The organism is Empedobacter stercoris (assembly GCF_025244765.1).
Classification (GTDB): domain Bacteria; phylum Bacteroidota; class Bacteroidia; order Flavobacteriales; family Weeksellaceae; genus Empedobacter; species Empedobacter stercoris.
On sequence record NZ_CP104209.1, the window covers coordinates 2,222,315 to 2,235,088 of the forward strand.

At 32.2% G+C, this 12,774-nt stretch carries 13 protein-coding genes and 1 tRNA gene; 7 read left to right on the forward strand and 7 right to left on the reverse strand.

Annotated elements, in window-relative coordinates; genetic code table 11:
• The first annotated feature begins 4 nt into the window (after positions 1-4).
• On the forward strand, positions 5-460 hold the full coding sequence (locus NZD85_RS10510) for a lipocalin family protein (protein ID WP_225539175.1): 456 nt from the start codon (positions 5-7) through the stop codon (positions 458-460).
• A 29-nt stretch (positions 461-489) separates the two neighbouring features.
• Here NZD85_RS10510 and nth read toward each other — a convergent pair whose 3' ends face one another.
• The gene (nth, locus tag NZD85_RS10515) at positions 490-1,110 is read right to left on the reverse strand and encodes an endonuclease III (RefSeq protein WP_171623051.1); all 621 of its coding nucleotides are present in this window, start codon (positions 1,108-1,110) and stop codon (positions 490-492) included.
• A gap of 172 nt (positions 1,111-1,282) precedes the next feature.
• Here nth and bcp point away from each other — a divergent pair, with 172 nt between their 5' ends.
• Entirely contained in the window at positions 1,283-1,738 is a 456-nt protein-coding gene (gene bcp / locus NZD85_RS10520; RefSeq protein WP_171623052.1) for a thioredoxin-dependent thiol peroxidase, read from the forward strand.
• 13 nt (positions 1,739-1,751) lie between these two features.
• Entirely contained in the window at positions 1,752-2,801 is a 1,050-nt protein-coding gene (recA, locus tag NZD85_RS10525; protein WP_171622999.1) for a recombinase RecA, read from the forward strand.
• Between the two features lie 73 nt (positions 2,802-2,874).
• On the opposite strand, the gene NZD85_RS10530 is transcribed toward recA, so the two are convergent.
• Both NZD85_RS10530 and NZD85_RS10535 read right to left on the reverse strand, forming a co-directional pair.
• A complete protein-coding gene (locus NZD85_RS10530; protein ID WP_260541753.1) occupies positions 2,875-3,672 on the reverse strand; it encodes a hypothetical protein in 798 nt (265 codons plus the stop codon).
• Between the two features lie 7 nt (positions 3,673-3,679).
• Complete coding sequence (locus NZD85_RS10535; protein ID WP_375781344.1) at positions 3,680-5,125, reverse strand: TonB-dependent receptor; 1,446 nt, start codon at positions 5,123-5,125, stop codon at positions 3,680-3,682.
• A 39-nt stretch (positions 5,126-5,164) separates the two neighbouring features.
• Between NZD85_RS10535 and NZD85_RS10540 the strand changes: the two genes are divergently transcribed.
• Together NZD85_RS10540 and NZD85_RS10545 are read left to right on the forward strand one after the other, a co-directional pair.
• Entirely contained in the window at positions 5,165-5,947 is a 783-nt protein-coding gene (locus tag NZD85_RS10540; protein ID WP_171623002.1) for an MBL fold metallo-hydrolase, read from the forward strand.
• A 60-nt stretch (positions 5,948-6,007) separates the two neighbouring features.
• Positions 6,008-6,088: transfer RNA gene (locus NZD85_RS10545), tRNA-Leu, on the forward strand.
• 687 nt (positions 6,089-6,775) lie between these two features.
• On the opposite strand, the gene NZD85_RS10550 is transcribed toward NZD85_RS10545, so the two are convergent.
• Genes NZD85_RS10550 through NZD85_RS10565 form a run of 4 tightly spaced genes read right to left on the reverse strand, consistent with a single transcriptional unit; the run spans position 6,776 to position 10,406 of the window.
• On the reverse strand, positions 6,776-7,168 hold the full coding sequence (locus tag NZD85_RS10550) for an acyl-CoA thioesterase (RefSeq protein WP_225541404.1): 393 nt from the start codon (positions 7,166-7,168) through the stop codon (positions 6,776-6,778).
• On the reverse strand, positions 7,149-8,153 hold the full coding sequence (locus tag NZD85_RS10555) for a Gfo/Idh/MocA family protein (protein ID WP_260541754.1): 1,005 nt from the start codon (positions 8,151-8,153) through the stop codon (positions 7,149-7,151). The genes NZD85_RS10550 and NZD85_RS10555 overlap by 20 nt, the downstream gene beginning before the upstream one ends.
• A gap of 5 nt (positions 8,154-8,158) precedes the next feature.
• Complete coding sequence (locus tag NZD85_RS10560; protein WP_260541755.1) at positions 8,159-9,820, reverse strand: DUF6909 family protein; 1,662 nt, start codon at positions 9,818-9,820, stop codon at positions 8,159-8,161.
• A gap of 7 nt (positions 9,821-9,827) precedes the next feature.
• Positions 9,828-10,406 carry a DUF3109 family protein gene (locus NZD85_RS10565; RefSeq protein WP_171623020.1) on the reverse strand — a complete coding sequence of 193 codons (579 nt, stop codon included), beginning with the start codon at positions 10,404-10,406 and terminating at the stop codon, positions 9,828-9,830.
• Positions 10,407-10,479: 73 nt separating this feature from the next.
• On the opposite strand from NZD85_RS10565, the gene NZD85_RS10570 reads away from it, so the two are divergent.
• On the forward strand, positions 10,480-12,216 hold the full coding sequence (locus NZD85_RS10570) for a 1-deoxy-D-xylulose-5-phosphate synthase (RefSeq protein ID WP_260541756.1): 1,737 nt from the start codon (positions 10,480-10,482) through the stop codon (positions 12,214-12,216).
• Positions 12,217-12,267: 51 nt separating this feature from the next.
• Positions 12,268-12,762 carry a DUF4252 domain-containing protein gene (locus NZD85_RS10575; RefSeq protein ID WP_260541758.1) on the forward strand — a complete coding sequence of 165 codons (495 nt, stop codon included), beginning with the start codon at positions 12,268-12,270 and terminating at the stop codon, positions 12,760-12,762.
• Positions 12,763-12,774: the final 12 nt, after the last annotated feature.

The following is a 12,774-nucleotide window of genomic DNA, read 5'->3' on the forward strand; positions in this document are numbered from 1 at the left end:
TAAAATGAAAAATTTTTTCGGTATATTTTTGATCTCAACTTTTTTACTTTCTATTTTTTCATGTAAAGAAGATGATTCTTTAGCGATATCTCAGGATCAATTATTGCGCGCTAACAAATGGCAGTTGAAAGAAATTCGTTACAAAAGAGCGAATGTAGATACAGTTGATAAGTTATTAGAATGTGAAAGGCAATCGACGTTAGATTTTAGAGATGTAGAAAAATATTTTTCAGTGGTTTTTGAAACGATTAACGGAAATTGTCAAGAAACAGTTACAGAAGGAAAATATACTTTTGAAGCTGAAAAATCGAAAAGATCCTTGAACGTTACCCCAACAAATGGAGAATTGAAAAAATATTATATGGAACAATTAGATCCGTATTATATGATTATTCAAGATAGTTTAATCGTAAATGACACCTTACAGTTTAGACGTTTTGTTTATCAACCAGTGAAATAATAAAAAATGCTCGAATTTTCGAGCATTTTTTATTCAAACATTTTTCGCGTAATAAAATCTTTTTCTAAGCTCCATGCACGTGCAGGAGAATATTCTCTTCCGTAATAAATAATCTGTATATGAAGTTTATTCCATAATTCTTTCGGAAAAATTTTCTTAGCATCTTTCTCTGTTTCTTCAACGTTTTTACCTTTGGTTAACTTCCATAATTTCATCAAACGATGAATGTGCGTATCTACAGGAAAAGCAGGATGACCAAACCATTGCGCCATTACAACCGAAGCTGTTTTGTGACCAACTCCTGGCAATTCTTCTAACTCTTCAAAACTTTCAGGTACTTCACCATTGTGTTTTTCGAGTAAAATTTCGGATAATCGTTTGATATTTTTTGCTTTCGTATTTGACAAGCCAATTTCGCGGATATAATATTTTATTTCATCCACTTCTAATAGTGACATTGCTTTTGCATTGGCTGCTTTTGCAAATAATTCGGGTGTAACTTGATTCACCTTTTTATCTGTTGTTTGGGCAGATAAGAGTACTGCAATCAATAAGGTAAAAGCATCTTGATGATCTAATGGAATAGGAGGTGTAGGGTATAATTTTTCCAATTCATCAATCACAAATTGCACACGTTCTTTCTTTAACATCATAAGTTCTGAAACTTTTATGTAAATGTATCATTTTTATCTTGATTATTTTATAACGACTTATTTTGACGTTTTAATAACTTACATTTGTAGTAGAAATAAAAGATTAATTAATTAAATCAATCCAGATTCAAGATATAATCATTATTTTTACGAGAAGTTCTAAAGACAAATCAACATGTTAAAAGTAGGAGATAAAGTTCCAGATTTTAAAGGAATTGATCAAGATGGAAACGAGGTTTCGTATCAAGATTTCGCAGGAAAAAAATTGGTAGTTTTCTTTTATCCAAAAGCAAGTACGCCTGGTTGTACAGCCGAAGCATGCGATTTGCGCGATAACGAAAATGCGTTGAAAGCACAAGGTTATCATTTGGTTGGTGTAAGTGCAGATTCTGTAAAAAGACAAAAGAATTTTGCTGAGAAAAATAATTTACCTTTTCCTTTGCTTGCAGATGAAAGCCATGCTATTTTGAATGCATTTGGCGTTTGGGGACCTAAGAAATTTATGGGACGCGAATTTGATGGAATTCATCGTACAACTTTCATTATTGATGAAAATGGAATGATTACAGATGTAATCGAAAAAGTGAAAACAAAGGAACACGCAAAACAAATATTAGAAAAATAAAAAAAATAAGATAATGAGCGATTTAGATAATAAAAAGAAAGCACTACAGCTGATTTTAGATAAAATGGACAAAGCTTACGGTAAAGGAACTGTAATGCGTATGGGAGATTCGGCTGTTGATGATAAGATAGAAGTCATCTCTTCAGGATCTTTGGGATTAGATTTAGCGTTAGGTGTAGGAGGTTATCCTCGAGGACGTGTAATCGAAATCTACGGACCAGAATCTTCAGGTAAAACAACCTTAACGTTACACGCAATTGCAGAAGCTCAGAAAGCAGGTGGTATTGCAGCATTTATTGATGCAGAACATGCTTTTGACCGTTTTTATGCATCTAAATTAGGGGTTGATGTAGAAAACTTAATTATTTCTCAACCAGATAATGGTGAGCAAGCGTTAGAAATTGCTGATAATTTAATTCGTTCAGGTGCGATAGATATTATTGTAATTGACTCGGTAGCAGCATTAACGCCAAAAGCGGAGATCGAAGGTGAAATGGGTGATTCTCGTATGGGATTACAAGCTCGTTTGATGTCGCAAGCGTTACGTAAGTTGACAGGTACAATTAACAAAACAAAGTGTACTGCAATTTTCATTAACCAGTTACGTGAAAAAATTGGTGTAATGTTCGGAAATCCAGAAACAACAACAGGTGGTAATGCGTTAAAATTCTATGCTTCTGTTCGTTTAGATATTCGCCGTTCAACTCAAATTAAAAATGGAGACGAAGTAATCGGAAATCACTCGAAAGTAAAAGTTGTTAAAAACAAAGTTGCTCCTCCATTCCGTCAAGCTGAGTTTGATATTATGTATGGTGAAGGAATTTCTAAAGTAGGAGAAGTTTTGGATATGGGGGTTGAGAAAGGAATTGTAAACAAATCTGGTTCTTGGTATTCGTATAATGATAGCAAATTAGGACAAGGCCGTGATGCTGTAAAAGAAGTATTGAAAGATAATCCTGAATTGTGTGAAGAAATTGAAGCGAAAATTGTTGCTTTAATTAAAGGAGAACCTGTTACGGGTGAAGTTTCTGTTGATGATCCAGCTGATTTATTAGAAGATTAAGGTTAATTCGAAAGAATTTTTATATAAAATAGAAAAGCCCTGAATTATCAGGGATTTTCTATTTTTTTTTGAATTAAATTTTATCAACTTTAAAATATTTATTAATACTATTATTAAGATTATTTAAATCTTCCTTATGATCAATCATATGCTTTTCAAATTTTCGAATGATATCTTGATAACGATAAGACTCAGTGTTATTAAGATTTTTAAATAGGATATTATATAGACAACCAATGTTATGATGAATATTTGAAATAATTATTTCAATATCATCTTTTAGTTCTTTTGGTATAAATGGATTTATTTTTAAATTTTTCAAATCATTATAAAAATTTGAAAAATTTCTATTTAAGAAAATTCTCTGTATTGGTACGTTGGAATTGTCAATCTCTTTTTCTTTTATAGTTTTTGTTTTTAAGTATTTATCTAAAATATCTAAATCACCTTCAACAAATTTTAGATTTAATAGAGTATCTTTTTCATAAACTTCAAATAGGTTTTTTAAATTATCATTACAATAATCAAATAGCAATTTTTGATATTCATCATAATTCTCTTTGTTTAGACCAATAGAGATTAAGTAATTAAAATCAATATTAAGTTTAATTAACATTGGATAATCTGCAGATAAATAGAAGTTCTGTCCATTTGAGCTGTATTTATCTATAAATTCAGTAATGTTTTTAATTTGATATTTAACAATTTCAGTTCTGATTGGGTTAAAAAGAGACTTTTTAGCATTTGTATATGATTTGTAAGCAATAACTCCAGTTATAATTGCAGTAATAGAGGCAATAATCCAGAATAATATATTTACTAAATCTTTAATAAGTAAAATATTATTTATTATATAGTCTAATATAATCATATTCCAATTACTCCAAAATATACTTCAATTTATAGCCAAACATGCCACGATCTTTGATCATATCAGCAACACCTTCTGGACATTCGTTCTCCCAATCTTGTTCAGCATTGGCAATTTTTTCTAAAATTCGACGCGAATAAGAATCTAAATAACCTCTGTTATAATTCAGAATATCTTGAATTCGTCCATTATACAAGAAATATTTGTACAATTCGTGTACGTTGTCACTTACTTGTAGATTTTTAGAAGTTAGTAAAATATCTTTTTGTTTGTCTAAATATGGATATAAATAAACTTTTACATTTTTCTTGAACAATTTTCCGAAAGCTTCCATAATTCCACCAGGTAAATCAGCATAATATTGTTCATTGAAAATCTCGACCAAATTATTAACACCCATTGCTAACCCAATTTTGGTTTGATTTCGAGTGAATTTTGAGAAATAGTCAACTAATTTATAATATTCAGAAAAGTTAGAAATGATAACATTGTGACCTAAACTTCCAATTATATCAGCACGATCTAAGAAATCACGTTCGTTTAATTCGCCTTCAAAACCAGAAGCAATCAGATTAGAAAGTGTAATCTCGAATAAAATTTCGGTGTTATCTGTTCGTACATTATCTTCTTGTTTAAAAATTTCTAATCCACCTTTGAACATGTCCATATTCACGTTCATAAAAGGACGGAAAGAACCACGAATAGCAAAGATATTTTTCTTGTAAAGTAAATCTGCTGGAAGAATATTTTTCCCTTGTGGATTGAAAACCGCAACATCTGTCATTCCATTTTTAACCAATTGAAGCGACATCAAACGATTATCAACATATTTAAATTGCGGACCACGGAAATTAATCATATCAATTTCTAATTGATCTTTATCCAACGTATCATACAAAGACTTGATTAATTTTCTTGGGTTATCATGGTAATAATAAGCGCCATAAATTAAGTTTACACCCAAAACACCTAATGTTTCTTGTTGTAATTGCGCTGTATTTTCTTTGAATTTTACATGAAAAATAATTTCATTTGCTTTTTCTTCTTCTGCATTCAATTTGAAACGTAAACCTATCCAACCTTGACCTTCATTCTTTTTCGAATAATCAATAGTAGTAACCGTATTTGCATAAGTAAAAAATGCTTTCTCTTTGTAATGATCATCAATAAGACGTTCTTTCATCAATTCCATCTCATGATCCAACATTTTTTTAAGACGAGCTTGTGTTACATAACGACGATTTTCCTCAACACCATAGATAGAATCAGACATCTCTTTGTCATATGCACTCATTGCTTTCGCAACAGTACCTGAAGCTGCACCAGCGCGATAAAAAAAACGAACAGTCTCTTGACCTGCTCCAATTTCTGCAAAAGAACCGTATATTTTCGGATTCAAATTGATCTCTAAAGCTTTTTGTTTAGGAGTAAGAACTTGTTCTAATGCCATAATTATATTTCAAATAGTTTGTGGTAAATTTACCAAATCATTATGGCTAAATCAAATATAAAAATACATTTTTTAGGAACTGGGACTTCGCAAGGAATTCCGATTATTGGAAGCGATCATCCTGTATGTCTGTCGACTAATCAAAAAGATAAACGTTTGCGATCATCGTTGTTATTAGAAAAAAATGGTAAGATTATTACGATAGATAGTGGTCCCGATTTTAGACAACAAATGTTACGTTACAATGCGCAAAGATTGGACGGGATATTGTACACACATGAGCACAATGATCATGTAATGGGATTAGATGATATTCGTCCTTTGGTATTCAAATCTGGTGAAGACATGAATGTTTATGGTTTGAAACGCGTATTAGATGAATTGCATAATCGTTTTCCCTATATGTTTGCCGAACATAAATATCCTGGTGTGCCAACGGTGATAGAAAATTATATTGAAGAAGATAAGTTTGAAGTTGCTGGATTCTCGATAGAACCAATTAAAATAATGCATGGACCATTGCCTATTTTGGGTTATCTGATTGATGATAAAATTGCTTATTTAACTGATGTGAAAACGATTCCTGTAGAGTCTTTAGAAAAATTAAGAGGGGTAGAAATTTTGATTATAAGTGCATTGCGTGTAGAACATGAACATTTTTCACATATTTTGTTAGACGAAGCGATTCGATATGCTGAATTAATAGGTGCTAAACAAACTTTTTTTACACATATTTCGCATCATTTGGGTTTTCATGATGAAGTTGAGAATCAATTACCAAAAGGTAAATATTTGGCTTACGATACGTTAGAAATAATTCTGTAAAAAGTTTAAAAAATAGTTGGAAAAATAAATAAACTAACACTATATTTGCAGTCCATAAAGGCTCGGATGGCGGAATTGGTAGACGCGCACGACTCAAACTCGTGTTCCTTTGGAGTGTGGGTTCGATTCCCACTCCGAGTACTGAAATTAAGACTTATTTAACTGTAAATCAATTATTTAAGTCTTTTTTGTTTTGTGTTATCCCCTAAGTATCCCCTAAATTTTTAAAACTCATTTTTTTAACTGCTTTTAAAAGTGGTTTAAACATTAAATATAAAACCTCATCATTTCGGTTTGAAAGATGAGTTTTTTTGTTTTTATGTAATTTGATTAACTTTATATTATTAAATAATCTTACCCGTTTGGCTCACTGTTTTTACAAAGTCGACACCGTTGGGGTAAAGGTTGAAGTCAAACCCGTAAGGCTCACTGTTTACATAGACTTACACCGTTGGGGTTTGGCTTTTTTATGCTCATAATCCCACTCATTAGACCCGTCGCTAAATTGTGTTACATAGTTTGCAAATCTTGTAAAATTGTTTTGTTCCGTTACAAATTTAAATTAATGCCTAATCATCTAAATTGTTGTTTAATAACAATACTACAGTAATAAATGTCCATTGTTTATTATTTAATTTTCATTTAACAAACAGATAATATTTAGTTAAGCTAGTAAGAAAATAGAAGAGTTACTTTTGTATCAACATAATCCTCATGTGTTAATTTATATCATTTCTCAAAATCACTTCTCGTATCGGGAAGTTTTTTTGTTTTTAGTAGAAAAATAGAAAGCAAAAAAAGTCGAAATGTTAATTTCGACTTTTATATTTATCCTTTGTTTAAACGATCAATGACGTACTCGACTTGAGTTTTTCCATGAGGTTTTGGAGAACCGTTTTCGTCCAAATTAACCATTGTTATTCGGTCAACTGTAATAATGGTTTCGTGGGTCATTTTATTTCGAACCTCACATTGTAAAACCAAAGAAGTTCTTCCAAATTTTACGACTTCTATTCCAATCTCAACAATATCTCCTTCTTTGGCAGATGACATGAAATTAATTTCGGACATGTGTTTTGTGACGACATGCGAATTTTCGAGTTGAACAATACTGTATAATGCAGCTTCTTCATCGATCCAAGCCAAAAGTTTTCCTCCAAAAAGTGTTTTGTTTGGATTGAGATCTTCTGGTTTTACCCATTTACGAGTGTGAAATTTCATAGTTTTTTGTTTTAACTTCTTGTTTATTTTGAGTTGCTAAATGATTTGCATCTGAAATGAATTGAACTAAATTAACGGCATATTTTCCATCTAATAAAGAGTTGTTGTCGTGGATTAAGGCTTCCGAAATTTCTGCAATTGCATTGGGATGAAAGTTCTTTTGATCGGTTGAAATTGTATTGGAACAGCATACATTTTTGAGATCGGAATAAATCATTTGATTAAGGTATTGATCTCCAATTTTAATTGTTCCTTTTTCTGCAATGATTGTAATATTACTTTCGAAATTTTTATTAAAAACAGAAGTTGTATAAATCATGTGTCCAATTGTATCATCAGCTATAAAATCAACACAGCCAGAATCATCAAACTCCGTAATTTCTTGATGCGTAAAATTGAAACTTTTTGCATTGGTACATACCACTTCGTTGAACCAAAAATTCATGATATCTACAAAATGAGAAAATTGGGTAAATAATACTCCACCGTCCATTTCTTGATTTCCGTGCCATTCACGCAATTTGTAATAATTCTTGTTACGGTTCCAATAGCAATTAATATTCACCATGAAAACTTTCCCTAAAGAATTGTTGTCAAGTAAATTTTTTATGTATTGTACAACTGGAGAAAAACGAAGTTGCATTGAGGTAAAAACACGAAGTTTTTTTTCCTCAGCAACTTTCAAGATTTCATTTGTATCTTCTACTGTTAAAGCGATAGGCTTTTCAATCAAGACATTTTTTCCTGCTTTTAGGCAACGAATAGCGTGTTCGCGATGCATACCATTTGGTGTTGCAATCACCACTACATCTGTTTCTTGATCTTCGTTCAGAAAACTTTCAAGGGTAGAATAACCTTTGATTGGTAAATCTTCGGGTAAATTAAAATCGATAACCGAGATTAATTGTGCATTTTCAGCTTCTTCTATCGCTTGTTGATGTACACGTCCAATATGACCGTAGCCTAAAATGGAAAAATTTTTCATTGAAATTATTTAATAATTTTTTCTAATATCTTTTGCGTGATTAGATAAGTTGGTTTTACACCTGTTAATCCTAAGCCACCTGAAGCCAATGTACTTCCTGTTTCTAACGGATTATCCGAAGCGTAATAAGCATACATCACTTTAACATCTTTATCGATATGATGTCTAATTTTAGATGCTACCTGAATTGCTTTTTGGTAATGAGCTCCCTCCATTTCTAATCCAATTGCTTGGAAAGACGAATTTTTAAAATATTCTAAAACGTCTTTGTTCTGCAATGATGTTCCTAAAACCGAAATCATAGGTCCTTCGTACACTCCTAAACCTTGGCCTTCGAAATCTGCAGCTGATAATTCGTTATCAAAAACATAGTTATCTGTTGTACCTTCGAAAACGTGGGCTGTCGCAATCATGATATCACCTTTTATTCCTTCAAGAATTCCAGCTTTACCCATAATCGCAACAGATTTCACATTCATTTTGAACTTTGCATCATCAACTTTATACGGTTTTAATAACTCGTCCATCGCTTCGAATGCTTGTTCACCAAATGCATAATCCATTACAATAATCACTTCATTATTCTTATCTTTTGCATAAGAAAATGCTGAGTTTGCTATGTTTACTTTCGATAAATCAATAATTTGAACATCGATATTTGTTCCTGATTGATCTTTGATGTAAACTAAGCCATTTTGTTGTGTGTATTCATTTAACGAATCGCGAAGCATTTTGTTATTTGCAGCACTTAAATCTTCGTAAATTTCTACACCATCGTTTTTGTATTTTCTTTTCAATCCATCATATGCGTACAACATATTCGATACACTGTGCATATTTGCAGAGATGATATGAATGTTTTTATCTTGAAGATTATTTTCGAATAATACACGTTTGATGGCATTTGCCCATTTTTCTCCAATCATATGGTGACCAATCGATTCACGCAAAGTTGAAGTGAATGTAATTTCGCGTTTTTTTGTACCGATACGATCTTGTTGACTTGTGTAACCCATCCAATAAACGATGCGGAAAAAACGATCTTTATCATTAGAAGTTCCAAAATATTCGTGAATATCTTGCGTTTCTTCAAATGTTCTTCCTAAAATCGTCGATAAATGCATCAAGGCAACTTCACGCTCTTTACGAGAAATTTCAGCCTCATTAAAAACGACATTTTCGATGAATTCCCATGCTCTACTTTTAGAAAGAGTTTCGTTACTAAACGCTCTGTTTCTAATTTTATCTGCTTCGTTGTATAAAAACGTTAAGTGCGTTAATACATCATAAATATCAGAACGACCACGTGAAATTTCGATATTCATTTGATCATCATCAATTCTGTAGCAAAAACGACGGCGTTTGGCAGGAATAATAGGTGTAAAAATTGAACGATCGTAACCTTCATCCGATGTAAAAGACACATAAGGTGTTTCTACAATTCCTTCTGGTAAACGATCTAAAACGTACATCAATCCGCTTAGTTCTACTTTGTTTGGATCTGTCATCGATCCGTAAATTTCAGGATTAATTTCGAATAATAAGTTTCTTAGCATTTTTCCAGGTGCACCAGATGGACGGTACACTCCTCTATGAAATAAATGACGCATAGAGATGTATAATCTTTCAATAGCGTCAGTAGATCTTCTTGCTCTTGTTATAGACATAAAATTTTTACTTTTTTTGGTTGTTTAATTCTTCTTGAATGGCCATTAATTCATCATACCATTCTTGCCCAAACTTTCGGACCAATGAATCTTTAGCAAACGTTGCGACATTTACTTTCAATTCTTTTCCTAAGGTACAAGCATCTGCACAAATATCCCACACATGATAGTTGACAGAAGTGAAATTTGAATATTCCTTAATACGAACTGGATATAAATGACACGAAATGGGCTTTTTGTAATCCACTTTTCCGTCTTCGTAGGCTTTTTCTATTCCACATTTCGAAAAACCATTTTCTTCGAATACCAAATAGGCACATTCGCGATTATTAACCAAAGGCGTTACCCAATCGCCATCGGTATCCATTGTGTACTTACCTTCTTGCTCAATCACCGCAATTCCTTCGGGACGCAAATAAGGTTTTACATCTTCATAAATATCGTCTAATATTGTTAATTCGTCTTCATCTAAAGGTGCACCAGCGTCACCTTCTACACAACAAATCCCTTTACATTTGTTTAGATTACAAACAAAATCTTCATTTAGTAGTTCTTCAGATACAAGGGTCTTTCCTATTTGGAACATATGTTACATTAAATTTTGTAACATGCAAAGATACGGATTATTCCTCAGAAAAATGTAATTTTGTAAAAGAATAATGGATAATTTACTTTCAAAAATCAATCATCCTAAGGAACTTAGGGCTATTGAAACGTCTCAATTAAATCAGTTAGCTTATGAGATGCGAGAATTTATTTTGGATACTTTAAGCGTAAAACCGGGTCATTTAGGCGCGAGTTTAGGTGTGATCGAATTGACAATAGCTTTGCATTATCATTACAATACACCAAATGATTTGTTGATTTGGGATGTTGGACATCAATGTTATCCACATAAAATTTTGACTGGTCGAAAAGAAGTTTTTGATTCGCTTCGTCAAAAAGATGGCGTTTCTGGTTTTCCAACTCGTTTAGAAAGTGAATTTGATACGTTTGGAACAGGGCATTCTTCTACTTCAATTTCTGCAATTGTTGGTATGGCAACTGCGGATAAAATCAATCAAATCAATAGAAAACATATCGCCATTATTGGTGATGCTTCGATAACATCTGGAATGAGTTTGGAAGCGTTGAACCATCTTGGTTCAACCAATTTAGATGTTTTAGTGATTTTGAATGACAATGATATCGGAATTGATCCTTCGGTTGGTGGTTTGAAAAAACATTTTAAATCATTAGAAAATCAATCCGAAAATATTTTCACCAATTTTGGTTTAAATTTTATTGGAACAATCGATGGGCACAACTTTGAGGAATTATTTGATGCTTTTGAAAAAGCAGATTCAATCAAAGGTCCAAAAGTTTTACATATCAAAACAACCAAAGGAAAAGGGTACGAACAAGCCGAAATTGATCAAGTAAAATGGCATGCACCAGGTTTATTTAATAAGGAAACAGGTGAAATAAAATCAAAGAAAAGGGAAAAATCGTATCAAGATGTTTTTGGTGAAACGATGTATCAATTACTTGCAAATAATCCTCAAATTGTAGCGATAACACCTGCAATGTTAACAGGAAGTAATTTGGTAAAATGTCATCAAGATTTCCCTAATCGTGTTTTTGATGTTGGAATTGCGGAGCAACACGCAGTGACATTTGCAGCTGGTTTGGCAACGCAAAATACCGTTCCGTATTGCGTGATTTATTCCACATTTTTACAGCGTGCATACGATCAAGTGATACATGATGTTGCTTTGCAGAATTTACCTGTTGTTTTTTGTATCGATCGTGCAGGATTCGTTGGTACAGACGGTGCGACGCATCATGGTTATCTTGATATTGCGTATTTACGCGAAATTCCGAACATGATTGTTTCTTCTCCTCGAAACGAAAAAGATTTCAAAAATCTCTTGTATACAGCACAATTCACGAAACATCCTTTTGCAATTCGCTATCCAAAAAATAATATCCAAACCTATAATTCTAAAGTCGAAAAAATAGAAATCGGTCAATCTGAAATCATTTTTGAAGGGAATCAAATAGCAATTCTTTCAACTGGTTTAATTAGTTCTCGAATAGAAGAAATTATCATTCAACATCATCTTCAAGACAAAGTAGCTTTGATTGATTTCCCGTTTATTAAACCTTTAGACGAATGTCGCTTAAAAGCTATTTCATTGAAATATTCGACTATTTTAACCTTTGAAGATGGAATCAAAAAAGGTGGTTTTGGGAGTGGAGTTTTAGAGTTTCTGAATTCAATTCATTACAAAGGAAATATCACCATTAATGGCTATCCAGACGAATTTATCGAACATGCCTCAATTGTTGAATTAGAACAAATGGTTGGATTAGATGATTCATTTATTTTCGAAATGATTTTATCTTATTCATAATTTTCGGTACGAGAGTTGTAGTTGCAAACGCATCTCAATAAATAGGACATAATGAAAAAAATAATTAGTTTATCTTTTATAGCAGTTTTGCTAACGTTGCAATCTTGTGGAACAACAAGTAATATGCAAGAATTCTACACAAAATATGACAATCAGTCTACCGTAATTCCTTTACCATCTTTTGCGCTAAAATTAGCTGGAAAAGCAGGCGGAGCAGATTTATTTAATTATTTGAAATCAGCTAAAGTTTTTGTAGTTAGCGATGCAGGACAAGGAAAGCAAAAACGAATCATGAATGATTTGCAATCGTCAATGCGTGGTGAAAAATACGAAAACTTAGTAAAGTTTAAAGCAAAAGATAGTCGTTTGAATATTTCGTTACAAGAAGATGGTGATCGTGTAAAGAAAATGATTTTTGGGATTAATGGCTTTCGTAATGTATTGGTAATTGATTCGAAATTAGATATTCCACGAACAGATTTAGATAAAATTTTAGACAAGGTTTCGGCTGAAGATATTGCAGATTTAGCAGATATTTTGAAATAATATAGGAAGCCA